Source organism: Fusobacterium necrogenes (assembly GCF_900450765.1).
In the GTDB taxonomy this organism is placed as follows: domain Bacteria; phylum Fusobacteriota; class Fusobacteriia; order Fusobacteriales; family Fusobacteriaceae; genus Fusobacterium_A; species Fusobacterium_A necrogenes.
Genome location: NZ_UGGU01000003.1, coordinates 1,664,818 through 1,686,357, shown reverse-complemented (window position 1 = coordinate 1,686,357; position 21,540 = coordinate 1,664,818). Strand labels below are relative to the sequence as shown.

At 29.9% G+C, this 21,540-nt stretch carries 20 protein-coding genes; 17 read left to right on the top strand and 3 right to left on the bottom strand.

Annotated features, from left to right (window positions below):
* The gene (locus tag DYA59_RS07940; protein ID WP_115271035.1) at positions 1 to 1,278 is read right to left on the bottom strand and encodes an ArsB/NhaD family transporter; all 1,278 of its coding nucleotides are present in this window, start codon (positions 1,276 to 1,278) and stop codon (positions 1 to 3) included.
* Between the two features lie 267 nt (positions 1,279 to 1,545).
* On the opposite strand from DYA59_RS07940, the gene DYA59_RS07935 reads away from it, so the two are divergent.
* Together DYA59_RS07935 and DYA59_RS07930 are read left to right on the top strand one after the other, a co-directional pair.
* Entirely contained in the window at positions 1,546 to 2,736 is a 1,191-nt protein-coding gene (locus tag DYA59_RS07935; protein WP_115271033.1) for a MalY/PatB family protein, read from the top strand.
* A gap of 15 nt (positions 2,737 to 2,751) precedes the next feature.
* Positions 2,752 to 4,071 (top strand): Na+/H+ antiporter NhaC family protein, encoded by a 1,320-nt coding sequence (locus DYA59_RS07930; RefSeq protein ID WP_115271031.1) that lies wholly within the window; start codon positions 2,752 to 2,754, stop codon positions 4,069 to 4,071.
* 58 nt (positions 4,072 to 4,129) lie between these two features.
* Here the strand turns inward: DYA59_RS07930 and trhA are convergent, their stop codons facing one another.
* Positions 4,130 to 4,753: a PAQR family membrane homeostasis protein TrhA gene (gene trhA / locus DYA59_RS07925; protein WP_115271029.1), complete on the bottom strand. Its 624-nt coding sequence runs from the start codon at positions 4,751 to 4,753 to the stop codon at positions 4,130 to 4,132.
* 47 nt (positions 4,754 to 4,800) lie between these two features.
* Positions 4,801 to 5,424 carry a bifunctional nicotinamidase/pyrazinamidase gene (gene pncA, locus DYA59_RS07920; protein ID WP_115271027.1) on the bottom strand — a complete coding sequence of 208 codons (624 nt, stop codon included), beginning with the start codon at positions 5,422 to 5,424 and terminating at the stop codon, positions 4,801 to 4,803.
* A 217-nt stretch (positions 5,425 to 5,641) separates the two neighbouring features.
* On the opposite strand from pncA, the gene rpsB reads away from it, so the two are divergent.
* The 15 genes from rpsB to DYA59_RS07845 all read left to right on the top strand — a co-directional run bounded on the left by rpsB (position 5,642) and on the right by DYA59_RS07845 (position 21,540).
* Entirely contained in the window at positions 5,642 to 6,394 is a 753-nt protein-coding gene (gene rpsB / locus DYA59_RS07915; RefSeq protein ID WP_115271025.1) for a 30S ribosomal protein S2, read from the top strand.
* 64 nt (positions 6,395 to 6,458) lie between these two features.
* On the top strand, positions 6,459 to 7,352 hold the full coding sequence (gene tsf, locus DYA59_RS07910; protein WP_115271023.1) for a translation elongation factor Ts: 894 nt from the start codon (positions 6,459 to 6,461) through the stop codon (positions 7,350 to 7,352).
* A 68-nt stretch (positions 7,353 to 7,420) separates the two neighbouring features.
* Positions 7,421 to 8,140 (top strand): UMP kinase, encoded by a 720-nt coding sequence (gene pyrH, locus DYA59_RS07905; protein ID WP_115271021.1) that lies wholly within the window; start codon positions 7,421 to 7,423, stop codon positions 8,138 to 8,140.
* A 17-nt stretch (positions 8,141 to 8,157) separates the two neighbouring features.
* Positions 8,158 to 8,724 carry a ribosome recycling factor gene (gene frr, locus DYA59_RS07900; RefSeq protein ID WP_115271019.1) on the top strand — a complete coding sequence of 189 codons (567 nt, stop codon included), beginning with the start codon at positions 8,158 to 8,160 and terminating at the stop codon, positions 8,722 to 8,724.
* 125 nt (positions 8,725 to 8,849) lie between these two features.
* On the top strand, positions 8,850 to 9,536 hold the full coding sequence (locus tag DYA59_RS07895) for an isoprenyl transferase (protein WP_115271017.1): 687 nt from the start codon (positions 8,850 to 8,852) through the stop codon (positions 9,534 to 9,536).
* Position 9,537: 1 nt separating this feature from the next.
* Complete coding sequence (locus DYA59_RS07890; RefSeq protein WP_115271015.1) at positions 9,538 to 10,362, top strand: phosphatidate cytidylyltransferase; 825 nt, start codon at positions 9,538 to 9,540, stop codon at positions 10,360 to 10,362.
* A 35-nt stretch (positions 10,363 to 10,397) separates the two neighbouring features.
* Positions 10,398 to 11,549: a 1-deoxy-D-xylulose-5-phosphate reductoisomerase gene (dxr, locus tag DYA59_RS07885; protein ID WP_115271013.1), complete on the top strand. Its 1,152-nt coding sequence runs from the start codon at positions 10,398 to 10,400 to the stop codon at positions 11,547 to 11,549.
* Position 11,550: 1 nt separating this feature from the next.
* On the top strand, positions 11,551 to 12,222 hold the full coding sequence (locus DYA59_RS07880; RefSeq protein WP_115271011.1) for a dTMP kinase: 672 nt from the start codon (positions 11,551 to 11,553) through the stop codon (positions 12,220 to 12,222).
* Between the two features lie 16 nt (positions 12,223 to 12,238).
* Positions 12,239 to 13,258, top strand: coding sequence for a M50 family metallopeptidase (locus DYA59_RS07875; protein ID WP_115271009.1), 1,020 nt, complete (start codon positions 12,239 to 12,241; stop codon positions 13,256 to 13,258).
* A 146-nt stretch (positions 13,259 to 13,404) separates the two neighbouring features.
* Positions 13,405 to 14,790 (top strand): sigma-54 dependent transcriptional regulator, encoded by a 1,386-nt coding sequence (locus DYA59_RS07870; protein WP_115271007.1) that lies wholly within the window; start codon positions 13,405 to 13,407, stop codon positions 14,788 to 14,790.
* A gap of 59 nt (positions 14,791 to 14,849) precedes the next feature.
* Positions 14,850 to 16,577, top strand: a complete 1,728-nt coding sequence (locus DYA59_RS07865; RefSeq protein WP_115271005.1) for a peptidylprolyl isomerase — start codon at positions 14,850 to 14,852, stop codon at positions 16,575 to 16,577.
* Between the two features lie 150 nt (positions 16,578 to 16,727).
* Positions 16,728 to 18,527 (top strand): DNA primase, encoded by a 1,800-nt coding sequence (dnaG, locus tag DYA59_RS07860; protein WP_115271003.1) that lies wholly within the window; start codon positions 16,728 to 16,730, stop codon positions 18,525 to 18,527.
* A gap of 23 nt (positions 18,528 to 18,550) precedes the next feature.
* The gene (gene rpoD, locus DYA59_RS07855) at positions 18,551 to 19,885 is read left to right on the top strand and encodes an RNA polymerase sigma factor RpoD (protein WP_115271001.1); all 1,335 of its coding nucleotides are present in this window, start codon (positions 18,551 to 18,553) and stop codon (positions 19,883 to 19,885) included.
* Positions 19,886 to 19,951: 66 nt separating this feature from the next.
* Positions 19,952 to 20,767 (top strand): sigma-70 family RNA polymerase sigma factor, encoded by an 816-nt coding sequence (locus DYA59_RS07850; RefSeq protein WP_115271540.1) that lies wholly within the window; start codon positions 19,952 to 19,954, stop codon positions 20,765 to 20,767.
* A complete protein-coding gene (locus DYA59_RS07845; RefSeq protein ID WP_115270999.1) occupies positions 20,764 to 21,540 on the top strand; it encodes a Nif3-like dinuclear metal center hexameric protein in 777 nt (258 codons plus the stop codon). The genes DYA59_RS07850 and DYA59_RS07845 overlap by 4 nt, the downstream gene beginning before the upstream one ends.

Here is a 21,540-nt window from a genome sequence, read left to right as displayed (position 1 = left end):
TTAATATCTCAGATAGAGGTAAATTAAACTTAGAACGGTTGACTGTATTACTACAATAATCCCCCATTTAAAAAATTCCATAAAACTGATATCTATTCCTCCTTTTTTAGCGACTGAGGCTCCTACTATATTGGCTGCAGCTCCTACTATTGTCATATTCCCACCTAGGCAAGCTCCAAGTGAGAGTGCCCACCAAAGAACTTGAGTATCTTCAGAAAAGTTAGGTACTATTTCTAATAAAATTTTTCCAAAGGATAATGTATGTGGAATAGAGCCAACTATTGGAGATAAGATAGTTGAAAGTAATAGAATTAAACTAGATGTAAATTTTAAATTTCCTTCAGTGAAATATATTAGATATTCAGATAATTTAGTAATAATACCTAGATTTTCAACTCCATCTACTAATACAAAGAGTCCACCAAAGAAAAATAAAGTATCCCATTCAACTTTTGCAAAGACTTCCTCAGTTTTTTTCTTGCTTAAAAATATTAAGATAGCAGCACCTAAGATAGCTATAATTGCTAGTCCAATGTGAGTTATACTATTTGTTAAAAAACCTAGAATAACCAAAGAAAAAACTATTATAGACTGGATAAGCAATTTCTTATTAGTGATTGTTCTATCTAAGCTAAGTTCCATTATTCCAGCTTTTAATTCATTAGAAACCTGTAATTTATTTCTAAAAAATAGTGCTGCACTAATAAGAAGAACAGCCATATTGATTATAATAAATGGTGTTAAATTAACAATGAAATCATTAAATTCTAATCCACTTAAACTTGCAATAATAAGGTTAGGTGGATCTCCAATCATAGTAGCTGTTCCGCCTATATTAGATGCAAAAATTTGTAAAAGAATAAATGGTTTTGGATCTATTTCTAAACGTTTAGCAAGAAAAATAGTTATTGGAACAACTAGTAATATAGTAGTTACATTATCCAATACAGCAGAAAAAATAGCTGTTATAATAGAAGTAAAAACTAGAATTTTAATAGGATTTCCTCTGACCAGCTGAGCTATTTTTATAGCTACCCACTGAAAAATTCCTGTTTCAGACATAATTTCTACAATTAGCATCATTCCAATAAGTAAAAATATGATTTCTAAATTAAATCCAATAGTTTCTAAAGCTTCCTCTTCGGTAATGATTCGAAGTACTATCATCAAAGAACCACCAATGGTTGCAACTATAGATTTTGGATATTTTTCAGTGATAATAAAATAGAAAGTTATAATAAAGATAAATACTCCAAGAATAAGCTTTAATAATTCCATAACGCCTCCCCATATTTCAGTAAATTTTAATTGATTGTATAACCTTATTATATATCTGAAGTAAAAAAGAGCAAAATATTTTTTAAAAAATACTATATAAAAAATATAAAAAAAATATATACTAATTATATAAAAATTTGTGGTTAGAAATTATACTTTTTTATGCCTTATATTAAAGATACTACTATTGATTATAGTGATTTTAAATGTTGACTATTTTGATATAACAGTTTATATTTATAATAGGGGAAAATACTAGGAGGTTACATGAAATACAATTTTAATGAACAAATTGACAGGAAAAATAATCATTCGGCAAAATGGGAGGAAATGGGAAAAAACTTTGTTTCAAATGATTTATGGCCAATGTGGATAGCAGATATGGATTTAAAAACTGCTCCTGAAATAACTTGTGCTATGAAAGAGAAAGTGGAACAAGAAATATTTGGATATGTATATAGACCAGATTCCTATTATGAGAGTGCAGTAGAATGGTTAGATAGAAGATTTGGGTATAAAATATCAGCAAATACTCTAATAAATAGTCCTGGAGTAGTACCAACCCTATCTTTATTAATTAGGCAGATGACAAAACCAAAAGAAAAGATTTTAATACAGACACCAGTTTATTATCCTTTTGCAGCTACTATAAGGGCTAATGAAAGAGTGGTAGTTGAAAATAAATTAGTTAGTGACGAAGACGGGTACTATACAATAGATTTTGAGGATTTTGAGAAAAAAGTATCTTCAAAGGAGATAAAATTATTTATTTTATGTAGTCCACATAACCCAATAGGAAGGGTTTGGAAAGAAGAAGAACTTAGAAAAATGGCAGAGTTATGTTTAAGATATAATGTTAGAATCATTTCTGATGAAATTTGGAGAGATATTGTTATGCCAGGTTTCAGACATATACCAATAGCTTCTCTAAGTAAGGAAATCGAAGATATTACAATAACTTGTTTTTCACCAACAAAGACATTTAATATTGCAGGATTGCAAGCTTCATTCGTAACTTTCCCAAGAAATGAGGATTGGAAAAAGTTTGATACAGAGTTAGGGATATTAGATATAAAAAGAAACAATCCTTTTAGTTTGGTTGCCTTTGAAACTGGGTATAGAAAGTGTAGTACTTGGGTGGATGAATTAATACTACACTTAAGTGGAAATATGGACTATGTACTTGAATTTGTAAGAGAAAAACTTCCAGAGATAAAAGTTAGAAAGCCTGAGGGAACATATTTAATGTGGCTGGATTTTTCAAGTTTGGGAATGAATAAACAAGAGCTTTCAAGATTTATGCAGGAAAAAGCTAAGATAGCTTTAGATGATGGATATTGGTTTGGAGAATCAGGAGAAGGATTTGAAAGAATGAATGTTGCTTGTCCAAGATATATGTTAGAAGAGGGGATGAAGAGAATAGAAAAAGCAGTTATTGAATGGAGAAAAGTTAAATAAAAAGGAGGAAAAATAATGGAGGAGAAAAAATATGGAGCAGTTTCATTTTTACCACTACTTATTTTTTTGGTGCTCTATATAGGAAGTGGCCTATATTTTACATTTACAGGAGCAGAGAGTGCCTTTTCAAAATTTCCAAGACATGTAGCTCTTTTAATAGGAATAGTTATAGCTCTATTGATGAATAGAAATATGAAATTAGATAAAAAAATAGATATATTTTGTGAAAATGCTGGAAATTCAGGTGTTATAATTATTGGTTTAATTTATTTGTTAGCAGGTGGATTTCAAGGTGCAGCAAAAGCGATGGGGGGAGTAGAATCAGTAGTCAATATGGGATTAACTTTTATACCTAGTAGTTTATTGGTACCAGGTGTATTTGTAATATCTTCTTTTATATCAACTGCTATTGGAACTTCTATGGGAACTATAGCAGCAATGGCGCCAATAGCAATAGGAGTGGCTGAAGCAGCAGACTTGAACTTACCTTTGACTTGTGCTGCAGTAATAGGAGGAGCATATTTTGGAGATAATTTATCTATGATATCGGACACTACAATTTCTGCAGCTAAAGGTGTAGGATCAGAGATGAAAGATAAATTTAGAATGAACTTTACAATTGCTTTACCTGCAGCAATTGTAGCAATTATAATGTACTGGTCGCTAGGTGGAGTAGGTGCAATAATGGGAGAACATAATTATGAAATTATAAGAGTTATTCCATATATAGTAGTATTAGCGGCTGCTTTAATAGGTTTTAATGTCTGTGGAGTTTTATTTATAGGAATAGTTATGAGTGGCTTAATTGGAATTTTCGAAGGAACAATGACACCATTAAAGTGGGCACAAGCAGTTGGAAATGGGATGTCAGATGTATTTAGTATAACTATAGTAGCGATGTTGATTTCTGGTTTAATAGGATTGATAAAATACTATGGTGGAGTAGATTGGCTTGTAAATTCAATAATTTCAAGAATAAATAAGAGAAAAGATGCAGAATATGGAATAGGATTACTAGCAGGATTATTATCAGCAGCTTTAGTTAATAATACAATAGCTATTATAATAAGCGCACCAATAGCAAAAGAGATTGGGAAAACTTATTATATAGCTCCAAAGAGATTAGCAAGTTTGATAGATATATTTGCTTGTAGTTTCTTAGCTTTGACACCTTATGATGGGGGGATGTTAATTGTTACAGGTTTAGTTGATGTATCACCATTAGCAGTATTAAAGTATTCTTTTTATATTTTTGCTCTTATAATAACAACTTGTATAACCATTCAATTTGGATTATTGAGAACAGATGAAGAAAAAATATTTAAAAGAGGATAATTAAAAATCAAGAATGGCTTTTGTTTAGAGATTAAAAGTCATTCTTGATTTTTATTGTTTAAATAAAGTATACAGATAAATAGATTAAAATACTTCCAGCTAAGACAAATAAATGCCAAACTCCATGCATGAATCTAATTTTTTTCATTCCATAAAATATTGTTCCAACTGAATAAGAAATTCCACCTGCAACTAAAAATTTCAATGAGAGAGGACTGATTAAAGCTTTTAAATCATCAAAAACAAAGATAATCATCCAACCCATGAAAAGATAAATTAATGTAGATAGTAATCTAAATCTTCCAGCAAAGAAAATTTTAAAAATAATGCCAGCTAAGGTCATTCCCCATTGTAAGAAAAAAAGTAACCATTTTACTTTATCATCAAAAAAACCTAATAAATATGGAGTATATGAACCTGATATGAGGACATAAATAGCAGAATGATCAAGAATTTTAAATATTTTTTTTAGTTTACCATTGTATAATATATGGTAGGTTCCAGACATTGTATAGAGTAAAACTAACGAAAAGCAAAATAACATAGAACCAATAAAATAACCAAGGTTATCACTTTCTAAGGATCTTACTAAAAGTGCTCCAGTTCCGATAAGTGCCAAAATAACACCAAAGTAATGAGTCATTGAATTTACCCATTCTTCAATTCTCAAAATTTTTTCCATAATAGTCTCCTGTTCAAAAATACAAAGTAATATAAAGTGGCCATTAATTATATGATTTCAGAACTTGTAATAATTTTAGCTCCCTTTAATTTCATCTCTTTAATAGCTTCTTCTGAAGAATCAGGTGATAGATTGACACCTTTACAACCATCAACTACTAGATAGACACTATATCCTAAATCAAGGGCATCTAAAACTGTAAATTTTACACAGAAATCAGTTGCTAATCCCATTATATAAAGAGTATCTATATCCTTTTCTTTTAAAATTTCATCTAAATCTGTTTTTTGAAGTTTTCCATTGTCAAAGAAACCACTGTATGAATCAATCTCTGGATTGGTACCTTTAAATATTGTAATTTGAATACTGTTGACATCTAATTCAGTATGAAAGTTACTCCCAAGAGTATTTTGTACACAATGTATAGGCCACCAAACTTGTGGTAAACCATTTAAAACTCCTAATTCTCCAACATTTCCATTGGAGTTAATAGCAAAACTTTTATGAGTATTGGGATGCCAATCTTTAGTTGCTAAGATTAAATCTCCCGTATTTTTAAATCTTTCTATTAAAGAGTTTGCAATTGGGATAACCAAATCTCCGTCTTTAACTTCAAGTGCACCATTTTTACAGAAATCGTTTTGTAAATCAATTAATAGTAAAGCTCTCATGAAATCCTCCAAAAGTATTTAATATTTATATTATATCATTATTTAGGAGAAAAGAACAACTATCTATTGAAAATATTGACATTTTTTAAAAATTATGATAAAATAAGCCGTTGTGAAATACACACATCAGTTATTTCTAAGCCGGGTGTTCTTGAAAGAGAATTGCTTAGTTTTGAGACTGGTGGAAGAAAAACCGAAAGATTATTAGGAGGAAAAAATGGCAGTAATATCAATGAAACAATTATTAGAAGCTGGAGTTCATTTTGGACACCAAGCAAAAAGATGGAATCCAAAAATGGCTAAGTACATTTTTACAGAAAGAAATGGAATCCATGTAATCGATTTACACAAATCTTTAAAGAAAATTGAAGAGGCTTATGCAGTAATGAGAGAAATTGCTGAGCAAGGTGGAAAAGTTTTATTCGTAGGAACTAAAAAACAAGCTCAAGAAGCAGTAAAAGAGCAAGCTGAGAGATCAGGAATGTATTATGTAAACAACAGATGGTTAGGAGGAATGTTAACTAACTTTTCTACTATCAAATCAAGAGTTGAAAGATTAAAAGAGTTAGAGCAAATGGAAGCAGATGGAACTTTAGACAATGCTTACACTAAAAAAGAGGCAGCTAATTTTAGAAAAGAATTAGCAAAATTATCTAAAAACCTTTCTGGAATAAAAGATATGAAAGATATTCCAGCAGCTGTATTTATCGTAGATTGTAAGAAAGAGACTTTAGCAATTAAAGAAGCTTCTGATTTGGGAATTCCTGTATTTGCAATGATCGATACTAATGTAGATCCAGATTTAATAACTTATCCAATTCCTTCAAATGATGATGCTATAAGATCAGTAAAATTAATTTCATCTGTAATGGCTAATGCTATTATTGAAGGAAATCAAGGAAAAGAAGTAGTAGAGGTTCCTGTTACTGAAGAAGTTGTAATGGAAGAAGAAGTAGTAATAGCTGAGTAATTTTTATTCATCTATGTACAATTGATTATAAATTAATAAAATAAAATTTTATTAGGAGGAAAAAATGGCAGAAATAACAGCTAGCTTAGTCAAAGAACTAAGAGAGAGAACTGGTGCTGGAATGATGGATTGTAAAAAAGCACTAACAGAAAATGGCGGAGATATGGATAAAGCAATCGATTATTTAAGAGAGAAAGGGATTGCTAAAGCAGTTAAGAAAGCTGGAAGAATAGCAGCTGAAGGACTAATTTTTGATGCTGTATCAGCAGATAATAAAAGAGCTGTATTAATTGAGTTCAACTCTGAAACTGACTTCGTTGCTAAAAATGTAGAGTTTAAAGACTTTGGAAAGAAATTAGCTGAAATTGCTATTGCAAATAATGTAAAGACTGTTGAAGCTTTAAATGAAGCTGAAATAGAAGCAGGAAAAACTGTTGCTCAAGCTGTAACTGATTTAATAGCTAAAATCGGAGAAAATATGAATATCAGAAGAATTCATGAAACTGAATCTAAGGATGGTTTCGTAGCAACTTATAGCCACTTAGGAGGAAAACTAGGAGTTATAGTTGAATTAACTGGAGAAGCTACTGCTGAAAATATTACAAAAGCAAGAGATATTGCTATGCACGTAGCAGCTATGGATCCAAGATATTTAAATGAATCTCAAGTTACAACTGCTGACTTAGAGCATGAAAAAGAAATAGCTAGAAAGCAATTAGAAGCTGAAGGAAAACCAGCTCAAATAATTGAAAAAATTCTAGTAGGAAAAATGAATAAATTCTATGAAGAAAACTGTTTAGTAGATCAAATTTATGTAAGAGCAGAGAATAAGGAAACTGTTGCTAAGTTCGCAGCACCTTTAACTGTAGTATCATTTGCTAGATATAAAGTTGGAGATGGAATCGAGAAAAAAGAAGAGAACTTTGCAGAGGAAGTTGCAGCTCAGATCAGAGGATAATAGCTAACAATTTAATGGGGATGTAACAGCATCCCTATTTTTTTAAAAAATATAAAGTAGGAGGAGCTATGGAGAAGCCATTTTATAAAAGAGTTTTATTAAAACTTAGTGGAGAAGCTCTAATGGGAGATCAAGAGTTTGGAATTTCATCAGATGTAATAGCATCTTATGCTAGACAAATAAAGGAAATAGCAGATTTAGGAGTAGAAGTTTCAGTAGTTATAGGTGGTGGAAATATTTTTAGAGGATTATCTGGAGCAGCTCAAGGTGTAGACAGAGTAACTGGAGATCACATGGGAATGTTAGCTACTGTTATCAACTCACTTGCACTTCAAAACTCAATAGAGAAACTAGGAGTACAAACAAGAGTACTTACAGCTATTGAGATGCCTAAGATAGCTGAGCCATTTATTAAAAGAAGAGCTCAAAGACACCTTGAAAAAGGAAGAGTTGTAATATTTGGAGCCGGAACAGGAAATCCGTATTTTACAACTGATACAGCAGCAGCATTAAGAGCGATAGAAATGAATGCAGAAGTGGTATTAAAAGCTACTAAAGTAGATGGAATTTATGATAAAGATCCAGTAAAATATACTGATGCAATAAAATATGAAACTGTAACTTATACAGAAGTTTTAAATAAAAATCTTAAAGTAATGGATGCAACTGCAATATCATTATGTAGAGAAAATAAACTTCCAATTATTGTATTCGACTCTTTAACAGAAGGAAATATTAAAAGAGTAATAATGGGAGAAAAAATAGGGACAACAGTAATAGCTGATTAATATTTAGGAGGAAATTTATGACTGGTAAAGAAGTAGTAAGCTTATGTAAAGAAAAAATGAGTAAAGCTGTAGAAACAACTAAGCACAGATTTACATCAATAAGAGCTGGAAGAGCTAATATATCTATGCTTGATGGAATTAAAGTGGAGCAATATGGTTCTGAGATGCCATTGAATCAAATAGGATCAGTATCAGCTCCAGAAGCAAGATTATTAGTAATTGATCCTTGGGATAAATCAATGATAGTGAAAATAGAAAAAGCTATAATAGCTGCTAACTTAGGATTAACTCCTAATAATGATGGAAAGGTTATCAGACTTATAATGCCAGAGCTTACAGCTGATAGAAGAAAAGAGTATGTGAAAATGGCTAAAACTGAAGCTGAAAATGGAAAAGTAGCAGTAAGAAATATTAGAAAAGATGGAAATAACGAACTTAAGAAATTATTAAAAAATAAAGAAAATCCAATCTCTGAAGATGAAGTTAAAAATTTAGAAAATGAAATTCAAAAATTAACAGATACTCATATCAAAGAGATAGACGAGCTATTTGCTAAAAAGGAAAAAGAGATAACAACAGTATAATATATGTTTGAAATCAAAAAATTGTAGATGGACAAAAAGATCTATCTACAATTTTTTATATGACAAATTAGTAGAAAAATTTGTGTAAATATGGTACAATTTACAAAGTATAAAGAGGTGAAGATATGGAAAAACAAGTACCAAATCATATAGCTATAATTATGGATGGGAATGGAAGATGGGCGAAAAAAAGAGGATTTCCTAGAACTTTTGGACATAGAGAAGGAGCTGTGGCACTTAGAAAAATAATAATACATGCAGCTAGAATAGGGGTAAAGTATTTGACTGTCTATGCCTTTTCAACTGAAAATTGGAAGAGGAGTCAAGAAGAAGTGAGCGCTTTAATGTTTCTTTTCAAAAATTACATAAAAAATGAAGAGAAAAATATAATGGAAAATAATATTAGATTTATGGTTTCTGGAAGAAAAGATAATGTTAATAGTTCTCTTTTAGAAGCTATAGATAAACTTCAAGAGAAGAGTAGAGACAATACAGGATTAACTTTTAATATAGCTTTTAACTATGGTGGAAGATCTGAAATAATAGATGCTGTAAATAAGATTTTAAAATCGGGCAAAGCTAATATAACAGAGGAGGAGTTTTCATCTTACTTATATAATGATATCCCAGATCCAGAGTTATTGATAAGGACAAGTGGTGAATTAAGAATTTCAAATTTTTTACTCTGGCAGATAGCTTACTCTGAGATATACATAACAGATACTTTGTGGCCAGATTTTAATGAGCAGGAATTGGAAAAGGCTATTGAAGCTTTTAATAGAAGAGATAGACGTTTTGGAGGAGTAAAATAATATGTTAAGTAGGATAATAGTTGCTCTTATAGGGATACCTATACTTATAGGAGTTTTATATTATGGAGGATTACCACTTTTAATTTTTACAAATATAATTGTAGGAATTGGAGCTTATGAATTTTATAAGATGGCAGAGATGGGTGGAAAAAGACCTCATAAGCTATTGGGAATTATAATGGCAATTGTCATTCCTAATGTATTATTTTTCAAAGAGTTGAATATGATTTCTTTTGGAGTAGAGGCAGTAATAGCTCTTTGTATCATTTTGATTATAAGCTTGAGAGTTATTCAAAATAGGGTTGAAAATTCTAGTATAGATATAGGAGAAACTATTCTAGGAGCTTTGTATCCAAGTGTTTTATTTTCTCATATTTTATTGATAAGTCTTCTACCTAATGGTGGAAAATGGCTTTTGACTGCGCAAATAATGGTATGGATATGTGATAGCTTTGCATATTTTGTAGGAATGGGAATAGGAAGGAAGATATTTAAGAGAGGATTCAATAGTATAAGTCCTAAAAAATCTATTGAAGGGGCAATAGGAGGAACGATTTTTACAGTGTTAGCTTTATTTTTATTAGAAAAGTATTTTGGACTAATTACTGGTGAAATGAATGTTTTAGGTGCTGTGATCTTGGGGCTTTTTATCAGTGCAGTAGCGCAGATAGGTGATCTAGGTGAATCTATGTTTAAAAGAGAATTTAAAGTAAAAGATTCAGGGACCTTACTAGGCGGACATGGAGGTATATTAGATAGATTTGATAGTATGTTTTTTGTAGCTCCAGTTATGTATTACCTTTTGAAGTTTGTAATTTTAGGGTGAGGGAACTCATCCTAAATTTTTTTAGAGGAGGAAAAATGAAAAGAATAGTGGTATTAGGTTCTACTGGAAGTATAGGAACAAATGCCTTAGAGATTGTGAAAAGCTCAGAAGATAGATTTGAGATAGTGGGTCTGAGTGGACATAAAAATTATAAACTTTTGATTGAACAAATAAAGGAATTCCAGCCAAAATATGTTTCGATTGGAAGTGAAGAGGGGTATAAGCTAATAAGAAGAGAGTTTCCAAATTTAGAGTTATATTTTGGAGATAGAGGATTAAAAGAATTAGCTCTCAAAGAGAATTATGATATATTACTTACAGCTATAAGTGGTGCAGTTGGGATAGAAGCTACAGTAGAAGGAATAAAAAAAGGGAAAAGAATAGCTTTGGCAAATAAAGAGACAATGGTTGCAGCTGGTCCATATATTAATAGATTGTTAAAAGAAAATCCAAAAGCAGAAATAATTCCAGTAGATAGTGAACACTCGGCAATATTTCAATCACTTCTAGGAGGAAGAAAAAATGAAGTGAAAAAGCTTATAATAACAGCCAGTGGAGGAACATTTAGAGGTAGAAAAAAAGAGGAGCTTCAAGATGTGAGTATAGAAGAAGCTCTAAAACATCCTAATTGGTCTATGGGTAAAAAAATAACAATTGATTCTTCAACACTTGTTAATAAGGGATTGGAGGTTATAGAGGCACATGAACTTTTTGGAATATCTTATGATGATATAGAGGTAGTAGTACATCCTCAAAGTATAATTCATTCTATGGTAGAGTTTAAAGATAAAAGTATAATAGCACAGTTAGGAGTACCAGATATGAAACTTCCTATACAATACGCCTTTACTTATCCAGAAAGGAAGGAGAATTCAATCTTAGAGGGATTAGATTTTACTAAAGTTACAAACTTAACTTTTGAAAAGCCAGATCATGAGACATTCAAAGGTATAAAATTAGCTTTTAAAGCTGGGAGAATAGGAAAAACTATGCCAGTTGTTTTGAATGCTGCTAATGAAGTAGCTGTTGAATTGTTTTTAAAAGGAAGGATTAAATTTTTAACTATATATGAGATAATAGAAAAAGCTATGGAAAGACATATTCCGCTTGAAAATGATGGAATAGATATAATAAAGAGAGTAGATTTAGAAACGAGAGAGTGGGTATATTCAAATTATGAGGTGTAGTATGGGAAAGTTGATAGTAATAGAAGGTACAGATTCAAGTGGCAAAGAGACTCAGACAAAAAGATTATATGAAAAATTAAAAAAAGTTGTAAAAGATGTAAGAAAGATATCTTTTCCTAATTATGGGAGTCCAGCTTGTGAACCAGTTAAAATGTATTTAGCGGGACTTTTTGGCAAAGATGCTTTAGAAATTAATCCTTATCCTATTTCTACAATGTTTGCGATAGATAGGTATGCTTCATATAAAATGGAATGGGAGAATTTTTACAATGTTGGTGGAATTGTTATAACAGATAGATATACTACATCTAACATGATCCATCAAGCTTCTAAAATAGAGAGTGAAGATAAAAAGAGGGAGTATCTAGAGTGGTTAGAAGATTTAGAATACAACAAAATTGGAATACCTAAGCCTGATTTAATAATTTTTTTAAATATGCCAACTGAAATAGCAGTAAAATTGATGCAAGAGAGGAAAAATAAGATAACAGGTGAGGAACAAAAGGATATTCATGAAAAAGATTTTTTATATTTGAAAAAATCTTATGAAAATGCTTGTAGTATAGCAAAAAAACAGAACTGGCAAGAGATAAAATGTATGGAGGGTGAAAGATTAAAAACAATAGATGAGATAGAAAAAGAGATATTTTCTCTAGTTGAGAAAATTTTATAGATGGAGGTAATATAATATGAATATATTAATAGCCATTTTAGTATTAGGAATTATAATATTTGTTCATGAGTTGGGACATTTTTTAACAGCAAAATTTTTTAAAATGCCAGTCAGCGAGTTTGCTATAGGAATGGGCCCTCAGGTATATTCTTATAATACTATGAAAACTACATATTCTCTTAGAGCAATACCAATAGGTGGATTTGTAAATATAGAAGGAATGGAGTTAGATAGTGAGGTAGAGGATGGATTTAATTCTAAACCAGCTTATGCAAGATTCGTAGTTTTAGGAGCTGGAGTATTTATGAATTTTTTATTAGCATTTATAATACTCTTTGTTTCCATATATTCAACTGGAAAATATATACCAAATGAGGAAGCTGTAATAGGAAGCGTTTTTAAAGAGGCTAAATCAATACAATATATTCGGCCAAAAGATAAGGTATTGGAGTTAGAGGGGTATAAAATAGTAAAATGGACAGAGATTGGAGATGTGCTGAAAAAATTAGAAGATAAGGATAGTGTTTCACTAAAAGTGGAAAGAGCTGGGAAGATTAAAGAATTAAGTGTTCCATTGACTTTTGATCTAGAGAGTAAAAAAAAGGTACTAGGAGTTTTGCCTGAGTATACTATTCACAAATTTGGGATTTTGGAGGCTTCTAAACTCAGTTTACAAACTGGAGTTAGGATAGTTGGAGAAACTTTATCGGATTTTATAAGAATAGTAAGAGGGGAGGTAAAAAGTGAGGAGTTAAGTGGTCCTATTGGAATAATTAGGGTTGTTGGAGAAGCATCAAAAAATGGGTTAGGTATAGTAATACATCTCATGGCTTTACTTTCTGTAAATGTAGGAGTACTAAATTTACTACCATTTCCAGCATTAGATGGTGGTAGAATAGTTTTTGTACTTTTGGAAATGATAGGAATAAAAGTAAATAAGAAAGTAGAAGAGAGACTACATATGTTAGGAATGTTAGTTCTTTTTGGATTCATAATTTTTATAACAACTAATGATGTTTTTAATTTAGCTAGATAAAATAAATTTTGAAATGCTCTAAAAATGAGAAAGTGTACAAAATAAAAAAAATAGTCTTGAAAAAATACAAAATATCTATTATAATACATATGTAGATTAGAATTAAATAATATGATCATGGATAAATAAAAATGTGGAGGTAATATATGAAAAATGCTATTTTAGCTATTTCAGAGAGAAAGGAAACTTTAAAGCAAATAAGGAAAGAATTATCAGACCAATATGAAATAATAACATTTAATAATTTATTAGATGCTCTTGATATGTTAAGAGAGAGTGACTTTGATATTGTTCTTTTGGATGAATATTTGACATGGTTTAATTTTACTGAAGCTAAAAGAAAGTTAAGTGGATTAGGGAAAGACTTTGTGATAGTAGGATTGTTAGAAGATGAAACAGAGACAGCTATACAGGAGCTAAAAAATGCAGATATCTACAATTATTTAATGAAACCAGTAGAATTAAAAGAGATGAATAGAATAATTTTTCCTGCTCTAAAAAATTTAGAAATTTTAAAAGAAAAGAGAAAGTTAGAAGAAAAATTAGCTAGTTTTGAAGAAGAGAGTGAAATAGTAGGACAATCTTCTAGAATAAAAGATGTAAAAAGCCTGGTTGAAAAAGTAGCTGAAAGTGATTTAGCAGTATTAATTACAGGAGAAAATGGACTTGGAAAAGAGATAGTAGCTAAAGAAATATATAAAAGAAGTGATAGAAGAAAGAATAATTATATAGTGGTAAGTTGTGCTTCTCTTCCAGAGGAAACAATGGATAGAGAGTTATTTGGTTATGAAAGAGGGGCATTTGTAGGAGCTAACTCTAGTAAAAGAGGACTTTTAGAAGAAGCTGATGGAGGGACTATATTCTTAGATGATATCTCAGCTATGGGTATAAAGTGTCAAGCTAAGCTATTAAAAGTTATAGAATATGGTGAATTAAAAAGAGTTGGTGGAAATAAAACTAGAAGAGTAGATGTAAGATTTATTGCTTCTAGTAATAGAGATTTAAAAGAAGAAACAGAAAAGGGAAGATTTAGAAAAGATCTATATCATAGATTGACTGCTTTCCCAATAGAGATTCCTCCACTAAGAGAGAGAAAAGAAGATATTCCATTACTTGCGAACTATTTTTTAAATAAAGTAGTAAGAGAGTTACATAGAGATACACCTGTGATATCAGGAGAAGCTATGAAATATTTAATGGAATACTCATATCCAGGAAATATTAGAGAGTTAAAAAATATGATTGAAAGAATGATAATACTTTCAACAGACAAAGTAATAGATGTAGAAGATTTACCATTGGAAATAAAAATGAAATCAGACACAGTAGAGAATAAAACTGTAGTTGGAGTAGGACCATTAAAAGATATATTAGAGCAAGAAATCTATAGTCTAGCTGATGTAGAAAAGGTTGTAATAGCAATAGCTCTTCAAAAAACTAGATGGAATAAGCAAGAAACTTCTAAATTACTAGGAATTGGAAGAACTACACTTTATGAAAAAATAAGAAAATATGGTTTAGATTTTAAATAAAAAGAGCTTTAGAAATTATTTAAACTATAGAAAGGGGACAGCTTTGGCTGAGTGAGAAAATGGCAATAAGAAAATTTCGTAAACATATAAAACCATTTATTTGGTTTATTACAATTATTTTTATGGTTTCATCTGCAATTTTGGCATACATGAATATAAAAAGTTCATATTCAAGAGTCAATATTTACGCATTTAAGCTAAATGGAGAAAAAATCTTAAAATTTGATGTAGAAAAAACAAAATCTAATTTAACTCAAGGCTATTCAAGATATTTAGGTGACAAATTAGATAAAGATTTAGTAGAAGTAATAGCTTTTGATGATGTGGTGAAAAGGAATTTGACATTAGGGATAGCTGATGATTTAAATTTGAAAGTTCCTAATAGTGAAATAAACGCTCAGTATGATGCTATTGAGAACTCTGTAGGTGATAAAGAACAATTTAAAAGAATGTTAGCAGTTCAGGGATATACTAAAAAGACATTTAAAAATGATATAAGAGATAATATCCTTGTTGAAAAAACATTTCAAAAAATTCAAGAAGGAATAGAGCCAACTGAAGAAGAGATCGAAGCTAATTATAATCAAAATAAAGATACATTATATAAGGATAAAACTTTAGAAGAGGTTAAACCAGAGATTATAAAGGCTTTAAAAGAGGAAAAAGGACTTGAAAAATATCTTGAGCTTTTAGAAGTAGCTAAACAAAATGCTAAAATAGAGAATGTAGCACCAGAATATCAAAATTTAGTTGAAAAGGTAGAGATAGATAAAGATGGTTTTAAAATAACAAATGTTGATTTAGCAAAAAGAACATTAAATATGTTATTTGCTGGTGATATTATTAAAAACGGTGAAGAGTCAGGAGCGAAACTATATTATGATAGTCAGATAAAAATAGCAAATGAAGCTAAAAAGAGAGGAATTACAGTCAAGGCTACCCTTCCAGTAGATTATCAATTTGCTATATATCAAAATGGACTATTAGAAAATATTAAATCTGAGTTAAAACCTACAGAGAAAGAATTAAAGGAATATTTTGAAAAGAATAGTTTAAAATATGATACTTTTCCTAGTGCTCAAGCTAATATAGCAGTAGTTCAAGTGGATCCTTCTTCTGCTGATAAGGAAAAAGCTAAGAAAGAGGCAGAAGATATTTTGAAGGAGTTAACTACTGAGAATTTTAAGGAAAAAGCAAAAGAATTATCTCAAGGTCCAAGTGCAGGAAATGGTGGAGAATTGGGATGGTTTTCTAAAGGGGATATGGTAGAACCTTTCCAAAAAGCGGCATTTGAAGGAGAGGTAGGGAAAATATATCCAATTCCAGTAGAAACAGTATTTGGATATCATTTGATCTATGTAGAGGATAGAAATGATAAAGAGGAAAAGGTAAAAGCTAGTCATATTCTTATAACTCCTAAAGTTTCAGTTGAAACAAAAAAGGCTAAGGAGGAAGAGATAAAAGGATTGCTTACAAAATTGCAAAATAAAGAATTAACTTTTGATAAATTAACTGGTGAAAGAAAAGATATCATTCAAAGTAGTTCTTTTAAAATAAATAATGCAGGTTATATTTCAGGTTTAGGATATAATGAAGTATTAGCTAAAAAAATATTGGATGCTCCATCTAATAAAGTAGAGAGTTTAACAATCGAAGATAAAATCTATATTTTTGACAAAACTGAGGATGTTAAGTATAAAAAAGCTAATTTTAAAGATGTAATAGAGAGTGTCAAAAAAGATTATCTAAATAGTAAAGCTCAGGAAGTTATGAAAAAATACATTTAGTTATATAGAAAAGAGAATGACCAGAAAGGTTACTCTCTTTTTTATTAATTTTTATTTGCTTTATTTCAGAAAATGTATTATACTATAGAGCTGGATATATTACAATATTGTGTAGAAATAGTAAAGTAGGAGTAATGAGGAGGTTGAAAAATGAGATATAGAACAGAAGATATAGACCTCTTAATAGACTCCTTAAAGATAGAAGAGGTAGTAGGAGAATTTGTTGAGTTAAAAAGATCAGGAACCAACTATAAAGGATTATGTCCATTTCATTCAGACACAACTCCATCTTTTATGGTAAGTCCAAGTAAAAATATATGTAAATGTTTTGTTTGTGGAGCTGGAGGAAATCCAATTTCTTTCTATTCACAATATAAGAAAATTAGTTTTGTAGAGGCAGTAGAGGAATTATCTAAAAAATACTCTATTCCGATAAAGAATATTGGCGAAATTACTACAAGACAGGAAGAAAGCTATGAAAAATATTTCGAGATAATGAGAGAGGCTCATGAATTTTATAAAAATAGCATATTTTCTAATCAAGGAAGAGGAGCTTTAGAGTACCTCTCAAATAGAAAGTTAAATCCTAAAATTATAAAAGAGAATCAATTAGGATTTGCTCCTGATAGATGGAATGATTTATATAATCATCTATTATCTAAAGGGTATGGAAGTAAGGATTTGTTAAAGTTAGGTTTAATAAAAGAAGGAGAAAATGGAAATAGTTATGACACATTTAGAAATAGAATAATGTTTCCTATTTATTCTATAAAAGGTGAAGTAATTGCTTTTGGAGGAAGAACTTTAGAAAAGGATAAAGAGACACCTAAATACATTAACTCTCCGGATACTCCTATTTTCAAAAAAGGGAAAAATTTATATGGACTAGAAAGAAGTAGCATAATTCGAAAGAAAAACTATGCTATGTTAATGGAAGGATATATGGATGTACTTTCGGCTTATATCTATGGTTTTGATGTAGCTTTAGCTCCGTTAGGAACAGCTTTAACTGAAGAACAAGGGAGTATTCTAAAAAAATATACTTCAAATGTAATTTTATCTTTTGATTCCGATACAGCTGGACAAGCAGCTACAGAGAGAGCTGGTTTAATATTAAAAAATCTGGGATTTAATATTAGAATACTACAGTTAGAAGGTGCAAAAGATCCAGATGAATACTTGAAACAATATGGGAAAGAAAGTTTTTTAAAATGCGTAAAAAATTCTGTTGAAATATTTGATTTTTTGTATAACTATTATTTAAAAGATTATGATTTAACTAGTGTGATATCTAAACAAAATTTTGTAAATAGATTCAAAGATTTTTTTCAATGTGTAGATACTGAATTAGAGAAAACACTCTATTTAGACAAACTTTCGAAAGAGTTAGATATTGAAAAGAATGTATTAAAAGAGATTTTGGTTGATAAAAATAAAAAAAAATCAAGGAAATTTGAAAATAATTTAGTAAATATAAGTACAGGAACAAAATTTGAGGTAATTAACAGGGTAGAAAAAGATACAGTTTTTCTATCTGTTTTGAATAGAGAGTACTTCAATTATTTTAGAGGTAAGAAAATAAAGGGATCATTGACTAAAAAGATATTTAATTACTTAGAGATGGAAGAAAAAGAAGAAAACATAGCAGATATAGCTAAGTATGTAGAATTAAATTCTGAAGAGCTAGAACAATGGCAATTGATAATATGTTCTTTAATTGAAGATGGAACAAATGAAAAGAAGGTATCTGAAATATTAAAAGACACATTTTTGTCTTGGTTTAAGCAAGAGATAGAAAGTAGTTATAGAGAAGTGAAGACACAAGGTTTAAATGGAATATTATTAACTAAACAGATAAAAAAATTGGAAATTCAACTGAGTAGAGCAGGAAAATTTGAAGAAATGGAAGAAATTTATGAGAGTTATAAAAAACTATTAGTTAATCTATAGCGTATTTAGAGGAGGCTCAAATAATGAGAGAGTTTATAAAAAATGAAAAAGTCCTAGCGCTGGTTAGAAAAGCGATGGAAAATAAATGTATTACCTATGAAGAGATCAATGATGGTCTTAAAGACGATCTTCCAATAGATAAGATAGAACAATTAATAACTGGAATGATAGATCAAGGTATAGAAATTATAAAACAAGATGATATAGAGAAAGACAAAAAAATAGTAAAAGATTCAAAGGAAAAAAAAGTTAGAGAAATAGTTAAGAAAACAACTAAGAAAAAAGAAAAAGAAGAGATGGAAGAAGAGTTACTAGATGAAGAAAAGTATGAAGATTTTAAGGATGATGAAATAGATATTGATATTTTTGAAAAAGATGACTTTTTAGATGATGATGACTTTGATGATGTTTTAGATAGAAAATTAGATGACTTTGATGATGACTTTGATCATTTCAATTCAGATGATTTAGAAAATATGTCTGACGATGAGTACATAAGTGATGATTTATTTACTCTTTCTGGAGACATGAAAGTAGATGAACCTATTAAAATGTATCTGAGAGAGATAGGTCAGATCCCCTTATTAAGCCATGATGAGGAATTAGAATATGCAAAGAGAGCATTAGAAGGAGATGAATGGGCAAGTCAACAGTTGATAGAGGCAAACTTAAGACTTGTTGTTAGTATAGCTAAAAAGCATACAAATAGAGGTTTGAAGCTCCTTGATTTAATACAAGAAGGAAATATAGGGCTTATGAAAGCAGTAGAAAAATTTGAGTATACTAAGGGATACAAGTTTTCAACATATGCTACTTGGTGGATAAGACAGGCCATTACAAGAGCTATTGCTGATCAAGGAAGAACTATTAGAATACCTGTTCATATGATAGAGACTATCAATAAAATCAAAAAAGAGGCTAGAATTTATCTTCAAGAGACAGGAAAAGATGCTACTCCTGAAGTGTTAGCAGAAAGACTTGGAATGGAGCTTGAAAAAATAAAGGCGATACAGGAAATGAATCAAGATCCAATTTCATTAGAAACTCCAGTAGGAAGTGAAGAGGATAGTGAACTTGGGGATTTCGTGGAAGATAATAAAATGTTAAATCCTTATGAATTGACAAATAGATCTTTATTGAGAGAACAATTAGATGAGGTTTTAAATAGTTTAAGTAGTAGAGAAGAGAAAGTTTTAAGGTATAGATATGGATTAGATGATGGATCACCTAAGACATTAGAAGAAGTTGGAAAGATTTTTAAGGTAACGAGAGAAAGAATAAGGCAGATAGAAGTAAAAGCACTTAGAAAGTTGAGACATCCAAGTAGAAGAAAAAGATTAGAAGATTTCAAAGTATAATTTGTAAAAAAGAGGCTGGAGAGATGGAAAGTGCCAGCCTCTTTTTGGGTTAAAAAGGAGAAAGTTATGGGAAAAATAGATGTTATGGATTTTGAAAAAGGTGTAATAAGGCAATACCATCAAGATGATAAATTTTTAGATTTTTTAAAAGAGAAGAAAGAGCTAATACTAGATTATACAAAATTAGGGTTAAAAGAATTAGATGATGGAGATTTAGAATCTCTAGGAGAAGAGAATGTGATAGACTACTTAGAAGAAATTTCAAATATAGATCTTAGTGAGAATTTAGAAGGAGAAGAATTTATATTACAAAATCTACCTGTGATAGCTTCTATTGCTTTTAACTATCTAAGAGAAGGAATAAGTTACTTAGATGTTGTCCAAGAGGGAACAGTTGGGCTTATAAAAGGAATAGATATATATAATAGTGAGATTTATGGAGATTTTGAAAATTATAAAAAATATTGGATAATAAGAGAGATAGTACTATTTATTAATAATAAGGTTGTAGCTACAAAAAATGAATTTAAAAATTTTTTTAAAGATAAAAGAGAAAATTTTGGAAAAGAAAATCCTTATGAAGAGGAGTTAGAAGATAGTTCAGAAGTATATCTAAAGGAGGAGGATTTGCTTCCAACACTTGAATCAATAGATAAACGAGAAAAGTTGATGGAGAGACAAATAGATTTTTTTAAGTTGAAAAATAGATTAAGTTCAAGGCAGATAGAGGTTTTGAATTGTTATTTTGGATTTGGAAAAGAAAAAAGATTATCTATATTCGAAATAGAAGAGAAATTAGGAATAGCTAAGGGAGAGGGAGAGCTAATATTTGAGCAGGCTCTATTTATACTTTCAACAGTTGAAGGGAAGGTGATTTTGTGATAACAAAAGATATAATAAAAGAATTAGAAAGAGTGTTTCCTAAAGATTTGGCAGAAGAGTGGGATAATGTAGGGTTATTAATCGGTGATGAAAAAAGAGAAGTACAAAAAATTCAAATTTCATTGGATGCTACTGAAAAGGCTATAGATAAAGCTATAGAAAATGGAGTAGATATGATAGTAACACATCATCCTATGATATTTAGAGCCATAAAAAGTATTGATTATTCGACAGTTTTAGGAAGAAAAATTATAAAGTTAATAGAGAATAAAATTAATTTATATACCTTACATACTAATTTAGATTCTGCTTTGAATGGTTTGAATGATTATATATTGAAAAAGTTAGGAATAGATGAAGCTAAAATAGTAGATGAAAATATGAATATTGAAAGCTCTGGAATAGGAAGAGTTTATAAGTTAATAAAAAATTCTACAATAGAAGAATATATTCAAATTTTAAAGAAAAATTTGGAAATAGAGAGTGTAAGATTTATAGGTGATGAGAAAAGAGTAGTAAAAAAGATAGCTCTTGTTAATGGATCGGGTATGAGTTATTGGAAAAAAGCAAAGAAAATGGGAGTGGATCTATTTATAACTGGGGATGTAGGATATCATGAAGCTTTAGATGCTAAAGAAGCGGGTTTGAACTTGATCGATATAGGTCATTTTGAAGGAGAAAAATGTTTTGCAGATTTATTGAAGGAGCATTTTGAACGTTTAGAGATAAAAAGTACTATATATAATGATGGGCCAGTTTTTAAAAATTATTAA

Bases quoted from the DNA above. Each gene is read 5' to 3' on its own strand.
- DYA59_RS07940 (WP_115271035.1), bottom strand. From the start codon at position 1,278: ATGGAATTATTAAAGCTTATTCTTGGAGTATTTATCTTTATTATAACT.
- DYA59_RS07935 (WP_115271033.1), top strand. From the start codon at position 1,546: ATGAAATACAATTTTAATGAACAAATTGACAGGAAAAATAATCATTCG.
- DYA59_RS07930 (WP_115271031.1), top strand. From the start codon at position 2,752: ATGGAGGAGAAAAAATATGGAGCAGTTTCATTTTTACCACTACTTATT.
- trhA (WP_115271029.1), bottom strand. From the start codon at position 4,753: ATGGAAAAAATTTTGAGAATTGAAGAATGGGTAAATTCAATGACTCAT.
- pncA (WP_115271027.1), bottom strand. From the start codon at position 5,424: ATGAGAGCTTTACTATTAATTGATTTACAAAACGATTTCTGTAAAAAT.
- rpsB (WP_115271025.1), top strand. From the start codon at position 5,642: ATGGCAGTAATATCAATGAAACAATTATTAGAAGCTGGAGTTCATTTT.
- tsf (WP_115271023.1), top strand. From the start codon at position 6,459: ATGGCAGAAATAACAGCTAGCTTAGTCAAAGAACTAAGAGAGAGAACT.
- pyrH (WP_115271021.1), top strand. From the start codon at position 7,421: ATGGAGAAGCCATTTTATAAAAGAGTTTTATTAAAACTTAGTGGAGAA.
- frr (WP_115271019.1), top strand. From the start codon at position 8,158: ATGACTGGTAAAGAAGTAGTAAGCTTATGTAAAGAAAAAATGAGTAAA.
- DYA59_RS07895 (WP_115271017.1), top strand. From the start codon at position 8,850: ATGGAAAAACAAGTACCAAATCATATAGCTATAATTATGGATGGGAAT.
- DYA59_RS07890 (WP_115271015.1), top strand. From the start codon at position 9,538: ATGTTAAGTAGGATAATAGTTGCTCTTATAGGGATACCTATACTTATA.
- dxr (WP_115271013.1), top strand. From the start codon at position 10,398: ATGAAAAGAATAGTGGTATTAGGTTCTACTGGAAGTATAGGAACAAAT.
- DYA59_RS07880 (WP_115271011.1), top strand. From the start codon at position 11,551: ATGGGAAAGTTGATAGTAATAGAAGGTACAGATTCAAGTGGCAAAGAG.
- DYA59_RS07875 (WP_115271009.1), top strand. From the start codon at position 12,239: ATGAATATATTAATAGCCATTTTAGTATTAGGAATTATAATATTTGTT.
- DYA59_RS07870 (WP_115271007.1), top strand. From the start codon at position 13,405: ATGAAAAATGCTATTTTAGCTATTTCAGAGAGAAAGGAAACTTTAAAG.
- DYA59_RS07865 (WP_115271005.1), top strand. From the start codon at position 14,850: ATGGCAATAAGAAAATTTCGTAAACATATAAAACCATTTATTTGGTTT.
- dnaG (WP_115271003.1), top strand. From the start codon at position 16,728: ATGAGATATAGAACAGAAGATATAGACCTCTTAATAGACTCCTTAAAG.
- rpoD (WP_115271001.1), top strand. From the start codon at position 18,551: ATGAGAGAGTTTATAAAAAATGAAAAAGTCCTAGCGCTGGTTAGAAAA.
- DYA59_RS07850 (WP_115271540.1), top strand. From the start codon at position 19,952: ATGGGAAAAATAGATGTTATGGATTTTGAAAAAGGTGTAATAAGGCAA.